At 73.3% G+C, this 15077-nt stretch carries 15 protein-coding genes and 1 pseudogene; 9 read left to right on the top strand and 7 right to left on the bottom strand.

The window, feature by feature from the left end:
- Positions 1-13: 13 nt before the first annotated feature.
- From AB0C20_RS19320 to cobA, 5 genes and pseudogenes are all read left to right on the top strand, one after another.
- Positions 14-262: pseudogene (locus tag AB0C20_RS19320) on the top strand (bifunctional cobalt-precorrin-7 (C(5))-methyltransferase/cobalt-precorrin-6B (C(15))-methyltransferase); the annotation flags it as partial.
- Entirely contained in the window at positions 259-1986 is a 1728-nt protein-coding gene (cobJ, locus tag AB0C20_RS19315) for a precorrin-3B C(17)-methyltransferase (protein ID WP_357188112.1), read from the top strand. The pseudogene AB0C20_RS19320 and the gene cobJ, both read left to right, overlap by 4 nt.
- The gene (locus tag AB0C20_RS19310) at positions 1974-2171 is read left to right on the top strand and encodes a 4Fe-4S binding protein (protein ID WP_112588067.1); all 198 of its coding nucleotides are present in this window, start codon (positions 1974-1976) and stop codon (positions 2169-2171) included. Before cobJ ends, AB0C20_RS19310 begins: the two co-directional genes overlap by 13 nt.
- Positions 2168-2764 (top strand): precorrin-8X methylmutase, encoded by a 597-nt coding sequence (locus AB0C20_RS19305; protein WP_357188110.1) that lies wholly within the window; start codon positions 2168-2170, stop codon positions 2762-2764. Before AB0C20_RS19310 ends, AB0C20_RS19305 begins: the two co-directional genes overlap by 4 nt.
- On the top strand, positions 2761-4464 hold the full coding sequence (gene cobA, locus AB0C20_RS19300; RefSeq protein ID WP_357188108.1) for a uroporphyrinogen-III C-methyltransferase: 1704 nt from the start codon (positions 2761-2763) through the stop codon (positions 4462-4464). Before AB0C20_RS19305 ends, cobA begins: the two co-directional genes overlap by 4 nt.
- Positions 4465-4467: 3 nt before the next feature.
- Here the strand turns inward: cobA and AB0C20_RS19295 are convergent, their stop codons facing one another.
- The 7 genes from AB0C20_RS19295 to AB0C20_RS19265 form a co-directional block, all read right to left on the bottom strand.
- A complete protein-coding gene (locus tag AB0C20_RS19295; protein WP_357568445.1) occupies positions 4468-6621 on the bottom strand; it encodes an FtsX-like permease family protein in 2154 nt (717 codons plus the stop codon).
- A complete protein-coding gene (locus AB0C20_RS19290; protein WP_357568444.1) occupies positions 6618-7298 on the bottom strand; it encodes an ABC transporter ATP-binding protein in 681 nt (226 codons plus the stop codon). The genes AB0C20_RS19295 and AB0C20_RS19290 overlap by 4 nt, the downstream gene beginning before the upstream one ends.
- On the bottom strand, positions 7295-7819 hold the full coding sequence (locus AB0C20_RS19285; RefSeq protein ID WP_357188102.1) for a PadR family transcriptional regulator: 525 nt from the start codon (positions 7817-7819) through the stop codon (positions 7295-7297). The genes AB0C20_RS19290 and AB0C20_RS19285 overlap by 4 nt, the downstream gene beginning before the upstream one ends.
- Before the next feature lie 115 nt (positions 7820-7934).
- On the bottom strand, positions 7935-8297 hold the full coding sequence (gene crcB / locus AB0C20_RS19280) for a fluoride efflux transporter CrcB (RefSeq protein ID WP_357188100.1): 363 nt from the start codon (positions 8295-8297) through the stop codon (positions 7935-7937).
- Complete coding sequence (locus tag AB0C20_RS19275; protein WP_357188098.1) at positions 8294-8767, bottom strand: CrcB family protein; 474 nt, start codon at positions 8765-8767, stop codon at positions 8294-8296. Before AB0C20_RS19275 ends, crcB begins: the two co-directional genes overlap by 4 nt.
- Positions 8768-8850: 83 nt before the next feature.
- Entirely contained in the window at positions 8851-9609 is a 759-nt protein-coding gene (locus tag AB0C20_RS19270) for a class I SAM-dependent methyltransferase (RefSeq protein ID WP_357568443.1), read from the bottom strand.
- A gap of 142 nt (positions 9610-9751) precedes the next feature.
- Positions 9752-10972 carry an MFS transporter gene (locus AB0C20_RS19265; RefSeq protein ID WP_357188094.1) on the bottom strand — a complete coding sequence of 407 codons (1221 nt, stop codon included), beginning with the start codon at positions 10970-10972 and terminating at the stop codon, positions 9752-9754.
- A 135-nt stretch (positions 10973-11107) separates the two neighbouring features.
- Between AB0C20_RS19265 and AB0C20_RS19260 the strand changes: the two genes are divergently transcribed.
- From AB0C20_RS19260 to AB0C20_RS19245, 4 genes are all read left to right on the top strand, one after another.
- Positions 11108-11557: a MarR family transcriptional regulator gene (locus tag AB0C20_RS19260; protein WP_091398381.1), complete on the top strand. Its 450-nt coding sequence runs from the start codon at positions 11108-11110 to the stop codon at positions 11555-11557.
- A gap of 78 nt (positions 11558-11635) precedes the next feature.
- Positions 11636-12943: a phenylacetate--CoA ligase PaaK gene (gene paaK / locus AB0C20_RS19255; protein WP_357568442.1), complete on the top strand. Its 1308-nt coding sequence runs from the start codon at positions 11636-11638 to the stop codon at positions 12941-12943.
- Between the two features lie 47 nt (positions 12944-12990).
- Positions 12991-13974, top strand: a complete 984-nt coding sequence (locus AB0C20_RS19250; RefSeq protein WP_357188309.1) for an aldo/keto reductase — start codon at positions 12991-12993, stop codon at positions 13972-13974.
- Positions 13975-14053: 79 nt separating this feature from the next.
- The gene (locus AB0C20_RS19245) at positions 14054-15031 is read left to right on the top strand and encodes a nucleotide disphospho-sugar-binding domain-containing protein (RefSeq protein ID WP_357568441.1); all 978 of its coding nucleotides are present in this window, start codon (positions 14054-14056) and stop codon (positions 15029-15031) included.
- Positions 15032-15077: the final 46 nt, after the last annotated feature.

Genomic DNA, 15077 nt, shown 5'->3' with positions numbered 1-15077 from the left:
CGGGACCGAGCCCGACGCGGTCTTCGTCGGCGGTGGCGGCGTCGACGTCCTCACCGCCGTGGTTGCCCGCCAACCCGAGCGGGTGGTGCTCACACTGGCCGCACTCGACCGGGTCGCACCGGCAGTGGGTCTGCTGCGCGCCGCCGGCTACACGGTCGAGGGCAGCCAGCTCTCCGCCGCCCGCCTCGCCGACCTGCCCGGCGGGTCGATCCGCCTCGCGGCCACCAACCCGGTGGTCGTCCTCACCGGGGAGCGCCAGTGACCGACCAGAATCCGCCCGCCCGGATCGGCCTGGTGGCGGCCACCGCCGCCGGCCGCCGGCACGCCGGCACCCTGACCGCCGCCTGGCCGCACGCCCGGCTGGTCGAGGGGGAGACCGTCGCCGACGCGCTGCGGACCGCCTGGGCCGGGTGCGACGCCGTGATCGCGTTCCTGGCCACCGGGGCGGTGGTGCGGATCGTCGCGCCGCTCCTCGACGACAAGCGCACCGACCCGGCGGTGGTGGTCGTCGACGAGGCGGCCCGGCACGCCGTGGCGCTGCTCGGTGGGCACGCCGCCGGGGGCAACGCGCTCGCCGAGCAGGTCGCCGCCCTGCTGGACGCCCGACCGGTGATCACCACCGCCACCGACGCTGTCGACCTGCCGGGGCTGGACACCCTCGGCTGGCCCGTGCAGGGCGCTGTCGCCGCGCTGTCCCGGGCCATCCTGGACGGCGAGCCGGTCCGGCTGATCGCCGACGCCGACTGGCCGCTGCCCGCCCTGCCCCCGAACGTGCGCGAGGCTGACGAGGACCCGACGGACGACGGGTACCGGCTGCTGGTCACCGACCGGGTGGTGTCACCCGACGAACGGACCGCCGTGCTGCGGCCGCCGTCGCTGGTCGCCGGCGTGGGCGCGAGTCGGGGCGTACCCGCCGCCGAGGTGGCGGAGCTGCTGCACCGGGTGCTGGCCGAGGCCGGCCTCGACCCGGCGAGCCTGCGCTGCCTGGCCACCGCCGACATCAAGGCCGACGAGGCGGGCATCCGCAGCACCGTCGACGCGCTCGGCGTACCCCTGGTGACCTGGCCGGCGACGCGGCTGGCGGCGGTCGACGTGCCGCACCCCAGCGAGGTGGTCCGCGCCGCGGTCGGCACGCCGAGCGTGGCGGAGGCCGCGGCCCTGCTCGGCCCGGACGGCCGGGCCGACGACGCGACGCTGCTGGTGGGCAAGACAGCGACGGCCATGGCCACAGTGGCGGTGGCCCGGCACGCGCCACGCGGCCGGCTGGCCGTCGTCGGCCTCGGGCCGGGCGCCGCCGACCTGCGCACCCCCCGCGCGGTGGCGGAGCTACGTCGCGCCGCGGTGGTGGTCGGCCTCGACCAGTACCTGGAGCAGGTCCGCGACGTGCTCCGCCCCGGCACCCGGGTGCTCTCCAGCGGGCTGGGCGCGGAGGAGGCGCGGGCGCGCGCCGCCGTCACCGAGGCCGCCGCCGGCCGGGCGGTCGCGCTGATCGGCTCCGGCGACGCCGGGGTGTACGCGATGGCCAGCCCCGCCCTGGAGTACGCCGACGAGCGCATCGACGTGGTGGGCGTGCCCGGCGTCACCGCCGCCCTCGCCGCCGGGGCGCTGCTCGGCGCGCCGCTCGGGCACGACCACGCCTACCTGAGCCTGTCCGACCTGCACACCCCGTGGGACGTCATCGAGCGGCGGGTGACCGCCGCCGCCGAGGGCGACTTCGTGACGCTGTTCTACAACCCGCGCAGCCGGGCCCGCGACTGGCAACTCGGCAAGGCGCTCGGCATCCTCGCCGCACACCGTCCACCGGACACCCCGGTGGGCGTGGTGCGCAACGCCAGCCGCCAGGGCGAACAGGTGCACCTCGCCACGGTGGCCACGCTCGACCCGGCCATCGTCGACATGTACAGCGTCGTGGTCGTCGGCAGCAGCGACACGCGGCTGGTCGCCGGCCGGATGGTCACACCCCGGGGGTACCGGTGGCGCTCGTGACGATCGACGCCTGCCAGGGCTGCGGCGCCTGCCTGCTCACCTGCCCCACGCACGCGATCCGACCGGTCGCCGGTGGCCTCACGGTCCGCGCCGACAGGTGCACCGGCTGCCTGGAGTGCCTGGAGATCTGCCCGGTCGACGCGATCCGCGTCGTCGAGCCCGACCCCTGTGAAGGAGCCCGATGAGCCGGGTAGTGCACCCCATCGAGGCCGAGTCGTACCGCATCCTGCGCGAGCGCGTCGACCTGTCGCACCTGCCGCCGCTGAGCCGCGCGGTGACCGAGCGGGTGGTGCACGCCAGCGCCGACCTCGCGTACGTCGACGAGCTGGTCTGCGACGAGGCCGCCCTGGAGTCGGGGCTGGCGGCGCTGCGCGCCGGGGCGCCAGTGGTCACCGACGTGGCCATGGTCGCCGCCGGGATCACCCGCGCCGGCCTGGAGCTGGTCTGCCCGGTCGCCGAGCCGGCCGCCGCCGCGCTGGGCCGCTCGGCCGGGATCACCCGCTCGGCGGCGGCCGTCCGGATCGCACTGGAGCGGGTCGGGGCCGGAGCGGTCTGGGTGGTCGGCTGCGCGCCCACCGCGCTTGTCGAACTGCTCACAGTGGACGCCGCACCGGCGCTCGTCGTCGGCCTGCCGGTCGGCTTCGTGGGCGCCGCCGAGTCGAAGGCGGCGCTGCGGGCCAGCGGCCTGCCCGCCGTGTCCAACGTGGGGGAGAAGGGTGGCTCGGCGGTCGCCGCGGCCGCCCTCAACGCCCTGCTCTACGCCGAGGAGAAGTCATGACCGGGTTGGTCATCGTCGGGCACGGCACGCGCAGCGCGGCCGGGGTCGAGCAGTTCGCCGCTCTCGTCGAGCGGGTCCGCGATCGCGGCGACATCGGCGACGTCGAGGGCGGCTTCATCGAGCTGTCCCGCCCACCGCTGACCGACGCGGTCGGCGCGCTCGTCGCCCGTGGGCACCGGGCGCTGGTGGCGCTGCCGCTGGTGCTCACCGGCGCCGGTCACGGCAAGGGCGACATCCCCGCCGCGATGGCCCGGGAGCAGCAGCGCCATCCCGGGCTGAGCTACCGCTACGGCCGCCCGCTCGGCCCCCACCCGCTGCTGCATGAGGCCCTCGAACAGCGCATCGACGCCGCACTGGCCGGCGCCGACCGGGCCGACACGCTGGCCGGCGCCGGCCGGGCCGACACGGAGCTGTCCGGCGCCGACCGGGCCGACACGTGGGTGGCGTTGATCGGTCGGGGGTCCACCGACCCGGACGCCAACGCCGAGGTCGCCAAGGTCGCCCGGCTGCTCTGGGAGGGACGCGGCTACGCGGGTGTGGAGCCGGGGTTCATCTCCCTGGCGCAGCCGTCGGTGCCGGCCGTGCTGGAGCGCCTGCGCCGCCTCGGCGCGCGGCGGATCGTGGTGGCGCCGTACTTCCTGTTCGCCGGGGTGCTGCCGGACCGGATCGTCGCCCAGTCGGCGGAGTTCGCCGCCGCCCACCCCGACCTGGATGTCCGCGTCGCCGAGGTGATCGGCGACTGTGACGCCCTCGCCGACCTCGTCCTGGAGCGGTACGCCGAGGCGCTGGGCGGTGACATCCGGATGAACTGCGACACCTGCGCGTACCGGGTCTTGATGCCCGGCTTCGCGGACAAGGTGGGTCGCCCGCAGCGCCCGCACGACCACCCCGACGACCCGGTCGGCCACCACCATCACGGGCACGACCACCACGACCACGGGCACGCACACCATGGGCACGACCACGGCTCGGTCGCCGTGGTCGGCGGCGGGCCGGGGCCCGACGACCTGATCACGGTACGGGGAAAGGCGCTGCTCGACGCGGCGGACGTCGTGGTGGTGGACCGCCTCGCCCCGCAGGGGCTGCTCGCCGGGCTGCGTCCCGACGTGCTGGTTGTCGACGCCGCGAAGGTGCCCCGTGGTCCGTCGATGGCCCAGGAGGCGATCAACGAGGCACTGGTGTCGCACGCCCGCGCCGGTCGCCGGGTGGTCCGGCTCAAGGGTGGTGACCCGTACGTCTTCGGGCGCGGCCACGAGGAGGTGCAGGCCTGCGTGGCGGCTGGCGTGCCGGTGACTGTGGTGCCGGGGGTGAGCAGCGCGCTCGCCGCACCGGCCCTCGCCGGCGTGCCGGTGACGCACCGGGGCGTGGCGCACGACGTCACAGTCGTGTCGGGGCACCTGCCGCCCGGGCACCCCGACTCGCTCGTCGACTGGGCGGCGCTGGCCCGGGCCCGGGGCACCGTCGTGCTGCTGATGGCAGTCGACACCATCGCCAAGATCGCGACCGTGCTGATCGAGCACGGTCGTGCCCCGGAGACCCCGGTGCTGGCTGTGCAGGACGCCGGGCTGCCCGACCAGCGATCGGTCCCCGCCCGGTTGGACGAGATCGGCGCCGTCGCCACCCGGGAGGGCGTCGGCCCACCCGCCGTCTTCGTCCTTGGCCCGGTGGTGGCTCTCGCCACCACCGGGCCGACCGGGTGACGACTACTCGCTGCGGGCGGTCTCCGGGCCGGTGATGCGTTCCAGTAGCGGCAGGGTGGAGGCGATGACGCCGAGGCAGGCTGCCAACCCGACCACGACGATCACGTAGAAGCCCGGCTCCGGCGCGACGAGGGTGTAGTCCATCTGCGCCCTGAGGAACAGATGGGCGGCGAGGAGGCCCATGCCGATGGCGACGGCGGCGACGGCGAGCATCGGCACGGCGCTCTCCAACGCCACCACCCGACGCAGAATCCGCACCGGAGCGCCGCTGAGGCGCAGCAGGCTGAACGGACGTCGGCGTTCGGTGAGACCGCCGATGACGCTGACCGCGAGGCTGCACCCACCGAGCGCGAGGCTGGCGATGATGACGACGTTGGCCAGTTGCTCCCAGCCCCGCAGCGTGTTCGCGAAGTCCGACTCGAAGTCACCGGGCACGTTCGGCCCCACCCAGAAGGTGGGGAAGGCAACCTCCAGCACGGTGCGGGTGCCCTCGACGGCGGCTGCGGAGCCGTCCGTGCCGACGACCATCGCCCCGACCGGTAGCCGTTGGAGTTCGTCGAGGGTGAGCGACGCGGCGGGCCAGACCGTCGCGGGCGATGCCGACTCCCGCCAGCGGCTGAGGCCGAACGGCACCTCGATGACGCTCGCGCCGTCCGCGCACCGGCCGTACGCGCTCGGCAGGTCGGTGCACGCGATCACCCCGACCTCGCCGGAGTCGGTCACCACCGGGTTCTCGCGGATGGCGGTCGCGGAGCGCACCCCGCTGATCGCCCGCAGCTCGGCGAAGAGCGTGTCGGGCACCGACGATGTCTGCTCGTCGAAGACGGTGGTCACAGTGCCCGCGTCGGTCGAGCCGGTGGGTGACGGGCCGCGGTTGGCGACGATCGTGGTGATCACTCCGACGGACACGCTCGTGACGAAGAGCGCCAGCATGATGCCGCTGATCGCCCGGAAGCCGGCCTTCGGGTTGTCGGCGAGGCGTCGCGCGGCGATGAGCGTGGCCGGGCGGTTGGCATACCGGGCCATCACCCGGGCGCCGACCATCGTCAACCACGGGCCGGCGAAGACCAGGCCGGCCATGATGAGCAGCAGCCCGGGCAGGAACACAGCGGCCTGACCGTCGGACGTCTCGGGCCGGAAGCCGATGGCGAAGACCAGCACGGCGACGCCGAGCACCATCGGGATCAGCCGGTACGCGCGCGGAGCCTTGGGAGTCACCCGCCGGGTGACGCCCAGCGGTGAGATCCGGACCCGGCGCAGCGAGACCTGGGCCGCCAGCGCCGCGCCGGCCGGGACACCGAGCGCCACCAGCAGGACGTCCAGCACGCCCAGGGACATGTCGCTGGGGAAGAACGGCATGCCGGTGAACGGGATGGCCGCGAGCGGGTCGCGGAAGGCGTAGAACAGGCCGAAGCCGACGGTGGTGCCGGCGACGGCGGCGGCTGCCGCCTCCACGGCGGCGACCATCGAGATCTGCCGGGGCGTCGCGCCGACCAGGCGCATCGCGGCGAAGCGCTGCTCCCGGCGGGCGGCGCTGAGCCGGGTGGCGGTGCCGATGAAGATCAGCACCGGAAACAGCAAACCGCCGGCGATCACGCCCAGGATCAGGTTCACAGTGGCCTCGGGGAGGGCGGGGGTCTCGCCGACGCTGGTGACCTTCTGCGCGTTGGGCAGTTTGGCGACCTGGTCGGGGGCGCCGCCGGCGATGACGAGCAGGGTGTCCGGCGAGGTCAGCGCGGCCGGACCAACGGTGCCCAGGTCACGCCCCGGGTAGCGGTCCGCCAGCTGGTCGGTCGGGTGGGCGGCCAGCAGTTCGCGAAACGCGGGCGAGGCGTAGTACTCGCCGGGGCCCGGGGTGGTCGGGATGCCGACCGGGGTGGGCGCTGTCGAGCCGGTCGCGGCGACGTCGATCCGAATGATCTGCTCACCGTGGAAGAAGTCCTGCCGGTTCGACCACCACAGCGGGTCGGCGTCGCCGGCCGAGGCGCTGGGATACATCGACGCGTATCGGGTGAGCTGGGCGTTTACCGCGTTGACCCCGGCGAAGGTGGTCAGCAGCAGCCCGCTGCCGACTGCGACGGCGGCGGCGATGACGACAAGGCGGGTCAGCGCCTCACGGCCGCCGGCCACGGCGAGGCGGAGCCCGAAGCGGATCACGAGGCGATCCGGTCCGGCGCGTTCACGCGCCCGTCGCGGACCATGACCTCGCGGTCGGCGTACGCCGCGATCCTCGGCTCGTGGGTGACCAGGATGACAGTGGTGCCCTGCTCGCGGGCGGCGCCGACCAGCAGGTCCATCACCTGCTCGCCGGTGAGCGAGTCGAGCGCGCCGGTCGGCTCGTCGGCGAAGAGCACCTGCGGCTCGGCGACCAGGCCGCGAGCCAGGGCGACCCGTTGCGCCTGCCCGCCGGAGAGCTCACCCGAACGCCGCTGCTCCAGGCCGTCCAACCCGAGGCGCGCGAACCAGGCCCGCGCCCGGGGCAGAGCCTGCTTGCGGTGTACGCCGCTGAGCAGCAGCGGCAGCGCGACGTTCTCCACAGCGGTCAGCTCGGGGACGAGTTGACCGAACTGGAACACGAAACCGAACCGGTCCCGGCGCAGGCTGCTGCGTTCGGTCTCGGTCATGGCGTGCACGCGGGCCCCGTCGAAGAGGATCTCGCCGGAGTCGGGCACCAGGATGCCGGCCAGGCAGTGCAGCAGGGTGGACTTGCCCGAGCCGCTGGGGCCCATGACGGCGAGGATCTCGCCCGCCTCCACGGCGACGCTGGCGCCGCGCAGGGCGGGGGTCTGACCGAAGGAGAACTCGACGTCGCGCGCTTCGATCACGGCGTTCACTGCCGTACCTCTTTCCGCAGGGCGTCCAGGCGGGCGCCGGTCATCTCGATCCATCGGAGGTCGGCCTCGAGGTGGTAGAGGCCGTGGTCGGCGAGCAGCGCGTCGACCAGGCTGCCGGCGCGCTTGATCTCGGTCAGCTCACGCATCCGGTGCAGGTGCGCGCTGCGCTGGGTGTCGAGGTATTCGTCGGCGGGACGGTCGAGCATCAGCGCGAGCACGACCTTGGCGAAGAGCACCGTCTGCAGGTGCGGTTCCGGGTCGACCGGTTGGGTCAGCCACTGCTCGACCTCGGTCGCGCCGACGTCGGTGATGATGTAGCGCTTGCGGTCCGGGCCGGAGCCCGGGGCGACGTCGCTGATCACCACCTTGCCGTCGCGGGCCAGCCGGCTGAGGGTGGAGTAGACCTGGCCGAACGGCAGTGGCTTGCCGCGGCCGAAGAAGGCGTCGTAGTCGCGCTTCAGGTCGTAACCGTGGCTGGGCTCGCGTTCGAGGAGTCCGAGGAGGGTCAGTGGCACGCTCATGCCAGCAGACTACACCGAGGGTATACCCCGCGTATATACCCTCGGTGTGTGGTGGATCGGCAGTGGTTCAGGCGTTGCTGGGGATGAAGTCGGGCGCGGCGCGGCTGGTGTGCGGTCAGCCGGTCAGGGCGCGGGCCACCGCGTAGCCGGCGGTGGCCGCGGCGAGCCCGGCGGCCACGCTGCCGAGCACGTTGGCCAGCGCGAGGAGTCGATGACCGTCAGTGGCCAGCCGCAGCGTCTCGTAGCTGAAGGTGGAGTAGGTGGTCAGCGCGCCACAGAACCCGGTGCCGAGCAACGCGCTGACCGCAGGGCCGGCCGGCCACCCGACCAGGACGCCCAGCAGCAGCGACCCGGCCACGTTGACGAGCAGCGTGCCCCAGGGGAACGCGGAGCCGTGCCGGGACTGCACGGCCCGGTCGGTGAGGTAGCGCAACGGCGCGCCGACGGCCGCGCCCAGGGCGATGAGCAGCGCGGTCATCGGGTCACCCGACGCAGCAGCCCGGCGGTGACGGCGTCGCCCAGGGCGACCGCGACGAGCGCCCCGAGCACCGTCGCGGCGAGGTACACCAGCGCCGTGCCCGGTGCGCCCACGACGATCGCCTGCTGAACATCGACCGCGTAGGTGGAGAAGGTGGTGAACCCGCCGAGCACCCCGACCCCGAGGAACGGGCGAGCCAGCGGAGGTCCACCGTCGAGGTGCCCGAGCACCGCCATCAGCACGCCGATCAGCAGGCAGCCGGACGTGTTGATGGTGAACGTGGCCCAACCGAAGCCGGCCGGTGGATGCGGAACGGCGTGTTGCAGGCCGGCCCGGGCCAGCGCGCCGAGCACCCCGCCGGCCGCGATGGCGGCGAGGACCGTCGCGGGGCGCGCGGTCAGTTCGCGGCGGTCGGCGGGGACGCGCAGGTCGACGTCGGGGTCGGTACGCGGCTCGAACGACTCTGGCACGGCTCCCCAGCGTAGTGCCGGCGGGGGCGGCGTCAGCGCAGTGCCGCCACAGCGGCGTCAGCGCAGTGTCGGCGAGGGTCGCGTCAGCGCACCGCCGCGACGGCGGCGTCCGGGCCGCCTCTCCAGACCGTGCCGACCTCGCTGAAGCCCGCCGCGGTGAGCGCGGCCAGGTGCCAGGAGACCGGCGGGTTCCATTCGGGGCTGTGCCCGGTCGGGTAGATGGCGTGTCGCTGAGCGACCAGCGGGGCGAGCGCCGGGTCGGCGCCGGCCCGCTCCCACCAGTCCGACCAGGACAGCACCGCGCCGGCGGCGTACCGGGCGTTGCGCCGGTCCCGGGCCCGGTCCATCAGCCGCTTGGTCAGCTCCGGCACTGTGTCGTCGGGCATGTGATCGGCGTTGACGAAGACGCCGCCCGGTCGCAGCACGTCACGCAGTTCGGCGTAGAGCTGCCCGAGCCGGTCGGCCGGCAACCAGTGCAGGGCGGTGGCGGTGAGCACGGCGTCGTACTCCTGGTGTGGCAGCGTGGAGCGCCACTCGGGGGTGCCGAGGTCGGCCGTGATGATGGTGGCCCGGTCGGCCAGCGAGGCGTCGGCGATGGCGAGCAGCGCCGGGTCGAGGTCGACAAGTGTCGTCTCGGCGGTGGGGAAGCGCGCCAGCGTACGCAGCGAGATGGTGCCGGTGCCGCCGGCCAGGTCGAGCACGCGCGGCGGCCGGCCGTCGAGGACCGCGTCGACGGTGTCGAGCATGGCGGTGAATCGGTGTTCCCGGTCCGGGAGGTAGGCCTCCTGCTGACGGTCCCAGCTCTCCTGCCAGGCCCAGGGATCCACAATGTAAGGACTCATAGCGATCAGGCTAGTTACGGCACGAGCGTGTTGTCCAGACCTTGTTGCACATCTTTTGCAATTGCGAGAAGATGGCAGGGCGATGATCAGAGTGACGCCGGGCCGGGCATCCGCCCGGCCCGGCGTCCCCCTTCCGACGACGTCAGACCGGGGCGTCCACCAGGCTCGCGTCGGCCCGAGCCGGCTCGTCGCGGCGGGCCAGCCGCAGCGCGCCGAGGAGTACGCCCAGACCGATGAGGGTGAGTGCGGCGCCGGCCCAGATCGGCGAGGTGTAGCCGAGTCCGGCGGCGATCGTCACCCCGCCGATCCACGCGCCCAACGCGTTGCCGAGGTTGAACGCGGCGATGTTCGCCCCGGACGCCAGGGTCGGCGCCTGGTGCGCGTACCGCATGATCCGCATTTGCAGCGGCGGCACCGTCGCGAAGCCGAACCCGCCCATCAGCACCAGCGCGACGATGGTCAGCACCGGATTCGTGGCGGTCAGCGCGAAGCCGACGAGCACCACTGTGAGCACCGCCAGGACGGTGACCAGCGTGCGCGACAGTGACCTGTCCGCCGCCCGGCCGCCGAGCAGGTTGCCCGCGAAGAGCCCCACGCCGAAGAGGACGAGCAGCCACGGCACGGTGCTGGTGGCGAAGCCGCTGACCTCGGTCAACGTGTAGGCGATGTAGGTGAACGCGCCGAACATCCCACCGAAGCCCAGGACGGTGATCACCAGGGAGAGCCAGACCTGCGGGTGTGTGAAGGCCCGCAACTCGCCGCGCAGCCCTCCGGCCGGGCGGTCGGCGTTGGCGGTGTCGGCAGCCGGGATCAGCAGGGCCAACCCGATCAGGGCGACCACCCCGATGGCGGTGATCGCCCAGAACGTCGACCGCCAGCCGAAGTGCTGCCCGAGGAAGGTGCCGAACGGCACACCGAGCACGTTGGCGATGGTCAGGCCGGCGAACATCATGGCGATGGCGCCCGCCCGGCGGGCCGGTGCGACCAGGCCGGCGGCGACCACGGCGCCGATGCCGAAGAACGCGCCGTGGCAGAGCGCGGCGACGATCCGACCGGCCATCATCACGGCGTAGTCGCCGGCGACGGCGGAGAGCAGGTTGCCGATGATGAACAGCACCATCAGGCCGAGCAGCACGGGTTTGCGCGGCAGGCGGGTGACCGCCGCGGTGAGAGCGACGCCGCCGACGGCCACGCTGAGCGCGTAGCCGGAGATCAACCAGCCGGCCACCGGCTCGGTGACCGCGAAGTCGGCGGCCACCTCGGGCAGCAGCCCCATGATCACGAACTCGGTGAGTCCGATGCCGAAGGCGCCGATTGCCAGCGCGATCAGGCCGGGCGGCAGGGACTTGTGGCGTACGGACATGGTCTTCCCATCGGGAGGGGTCAGATATGCGGCGCGTGCAACTACGCGCGCTGGCAACGAAATACTTGCACGCGCTTTATATCGGCGCAAGCGTGGTAACCTGGGGTCCGTTCAGATCACACCGAGGAGGCCGGCATGGGCATCGCCGACGACGCGGTCGAGATCCGCGCGCAGGGCTGGCGCACCCTCGCCGCCCTGCACGGGCTGATCGAGACGTCCCTGGAGCGGGCCCTACAGGCCGGTCACGATCTCTCCGTCGTCGAATACACGGTGCTCGACGCCCTCTCGCGCCAGGACGGCTGGCACATGCGGATGAGCCAGCTCGCCCGCGCCGCCGCGCTCTCCGGCAGCGCCACCACCCGACTGGTCACCCGCCTCGAACAGCGGGGGCTGCTCACCCGCATCCTCTGCGCCGACGACCGGCGCGGCATCTACACCGAGCTGACCCCGGCCGGCTCCGAGCTGCTCGCCCAGACCCGACCCACCCACGACCGGGTGCTCACCGACGCGCTCGCCCAGGCGGAGGCCACCCCCGAGCTGGCGCCGCTGGTCGACGCCCTGCACCGGCTGCCGGCCACCCGCTGACCGCCCCGCCGGCCCCGGCGACAGCGGGCGTACGGTACCCGCAGCCCCACCGGGACCGCCGCGCCAAGGAGGCAGCCGATGCAGGACCGCACCCCTCGTCCCGAGGAGCTGGAGCCGATCGAGCGCGCCAGCCTCGACGAGCTGCGCGCCCTGCAACGCGACCGACTGCGCTGGTCGTTGCGGCACGCGTACGACAACGTGCCGCACTACCGGCGGGCGTTCGACGCGGCCGGCGTGCACCCCGACGACTGCCGGGATCTCGACGACCTGGCACGCTTCCCGTTCACCGGCAAGGCGGAGCTGCGGGAGAACTACCCGTTCGGCATGTTCGCCGTACCCCGGGAGCGGGTGGCCCGCCTGCACGCCTCCTCCGGCACCACCGGCCGGCCGACTGTGGTCGGCTACACCCGCGACGACCTGCGCACCTGGGCGCGGCTGATGGCCCGCTCGATCCGCGCCTCCGGCGGCCGCCCCGGCGACCGGGTGCACGTCGCGTACGGCTACGGGCTCTTCACCGGCGGCCTCGGCGCGCACTACGGGGCCGAGGAGCTGGGCTGCACCGTCATCCCGGTCTCCGGAGGCATGACCGAGCGTCAGGTCATGCTGATCCGCGACTTCGAGCCCGAGGTCATCATGGTCACGCCCAGCTACCTGCTGGCCATCGTCGACGAGATGCGCCGCCAGGGCATCGACCCGCGGGCCACCTCACTGCAGGTGGGCATCTTCGGCGCCGAGCCGTGGACCGAGGACATGCGCCGAGAGATCGAGCAGCAGTTGGACATCCACGCCGTCGACATCTACGGGCTCTCCGAGGTGATGGGCCCCGGCGTGGCGACCGAGTGCGTCGAGACCAAGGACGGGCTGCACCTTTGGGAGGACCACTTCTACCCGGAGATCATCGACCCGGTCACCGGGGCGGTGCTGCCCGACGGCGAGCGGGGTGAGCTGGTGTTGACCTCCCTGACCAAGGAGGCGATGCCGGTGGTGCGCTACCGCACCCGCGACCTGACCCGGCTGCTGCCCGGCACCGCCCGGCCGATGCGCCGGATCGAGAAGATCACCGGCCGCACCGACGACATGATGATCCTGCGTGGGGTGAACATCTTCCCCACCCAGATCGAGGAGCTGATCCTGCGCACCCCGCAGCTCTCGCCGCACTTCCAGTGCGTCCTCGATCGGCACGGCCGGCTGGACTTCCTGACGGTGCGGGTGGAGCGGCGAGCCGACATCGACGTGGACGCCGCCGAGCGGGCCGGCGACGCGCTGGTCCAGTTGGTCAAGAACACCATCGGGGTGAGCGTGGCGGTCGACGTCCTCGCCCCGGACACCGTGGAACGGTCGATGGGCAAGATGCGCCGCATCGTCGACCAGCGACCGTCCGCCTGACCGCTGCCCGACGTACCCACGTCCCCTACCCTCGGCTGGTGGACACCATGACGTACGGGCGCCTGGGCCGCTCCGGTCTGCTGGTCAGCCGGATCGGCCTCGGCACCATGAACGTCGGGTACACGGTGGACGAGGCGACCAGTTTCGCTGTCATGGACGCCGCCGTCGACGCCGGCATCAACATCTTCGACACCGCCGACGTCTACGGCGGGCCACAGTCTCCGGGGATGCGGAAGGGCTATGGCATCGCGGAGGAGACCGTCGGCCGGTGGCTACGGCGCAGTGGGCACCGTGACGACATCGTCCTGGCCACGAAGGTGTACCAGCCGATGGGGCTCGGCCCGAACGACCGCCGGTTGTCCGCCTACCACATCCGCCGCGCGTGCGAGGCCAGCCTGCGGCGACTCCAGACCGACCACATCGACCTGTACCAGATGCACCACGTGGACCGGGCCACGCCGTGGGAGGAGATCTGGCAGGCGATGGAGCAGCTCGTCCGCGAAGGCAAGATCACCTATGTCGGCAGCAGCAACTTCGCCGGCTGGGACGTGGCACTCGCCCAGGCCGCCGCCTCGGCACGCCACTTTCTCGGCCTGACCAGCGAGCAGAGCCTCTACAACCTTGCCGTGCGCGCCGTCGAACAGGAACTCGTCCCCGCCCTGCGTCACCTCGGCGTCGGACTGATTCCCTACAGCCCTCTGCACGCTGGCCTGCTCGCTGGCGCGCTCGACGCCGTTGACCACTGCCGCACCACCGACCCCTCGACGCGGCAACGCGTCGAGGCGCACCGCGACCAGCTCACGGCCTACGAGGGGCTGTGCCGGGAGTTTGGCGCACAGCCGGCGGCCGTGGCCGTGGCCTGGCTGCTGCGCAACCCGGTCGTCTGCACCACCATCGTCGGCGCGACGTCGGTCGACGAGCTGCGACTCGACCTCGATGCCCTGTCCGTGCGGCTCGACGACGAGGTCATGGAGCGACTCGACCAGATCTGGCCCGGGCCGGGAGAAGCCCCGCAGTCCTACGCCTGGTGAGCTGACGACCGGTAGGTGACGCCGAAGGGCAGCGAGCAGGCCCCCCAGGTGTGGCAGTGGTCGACATAGGATCGGGTCCATGCGCGTGCTGGTGGTCTCCGCCCCGCTCGTCGGGCACGTCTTCCCGCTGGTGCCGCTCGCTGTCGCGCTCCGCGACGCCGGCCACGACGTGCTGGTGGCCACCGGCGGTGGTGCCCTGGCCGCCGCCGATGCCGGTCTGCCGGTGCACGACATCGCGCCGGGCTTCGAGTTCGGCCGGATCGCGCTGCGGGTCTTTCCCCGCCATCCGTTGATCGCGCGGGCGGAGATGGCCGGCACCGCCGGCACCCGGGGCGCCGGCCTGCTGTTCGGCGCGCTCAACGACCAGCTCACCGATCCGGTGGTCGCGCTGGCCACCCAGTGGCGGCCGGATCTGGTGCTGTACGAACCGTTCGCGGTCGCCGGTGCGGTGGCCGCCGCGCGCCTCGACGTGCCGGCCGTACGTCAGGAGAACGCCCTCTTCGACGGCCGGGACCTGGTCCGCGCCACCGTCGCCCGACTCGGCGCGGCGCTGCGCCGGCACGGCCTCACCGAGCTGCCCGCGCCGGCCGCCGCCCTCGCCGTGGCCCCACCCAGCGTCGCCAACCAGGGCGGCTGGCCGATGCGCTACATGTCCTATGTCGGCGGTGGCGAGCTGCCGGCCTGGCTGCGCGAGCCGGGTGAGCGCCCCCGGATCCTGGTCACCCGCAGCACCCTCACCGGCCCCGGCGACAGGGGGCCGATGCCCGCCGTGGTGGCCGCCGCCGCCCAGGTGGACGCCGAGATCGTGCTGGTTCGCCCCGACAAGCGGTCGGCCCGTTCGGTGCCCGGCAACGTGCGGGTGGTCGACTGGATCCCGCTCGACGAGGCGTTGCCGGCGAGCGCGGCGCTGGTGCACCACGGTGGTGCGGGCAGTGCCTTCGGCGCCCTCGCCGCAGGCCGGCCCCAGCTGGCCACCACGGGTCCCGGGGACCGGCGGCACAACGCCGAGCTGGCGGGTGGCCGCGCCCGCCGCTGCACCGCATGCCGATCAAGCTGAACTACGCCACGGCGCTCTTCAAGCGCGACGAGTTGGTCAGCGACGC

Origin of the sequence: Micromonospora sp. NPDC048843, assembly GCF_040649965.1 — a bacterium.
Lineage (GTDB): Bacteria > Actinomycetota > Actinomycetes > Mycobacteriales > Micromonosporaceae > Micromonospora > Micromonospora hortensis.
This window is presented reverse-complemented; position numbering and strand designations above follow the sequence as displayed.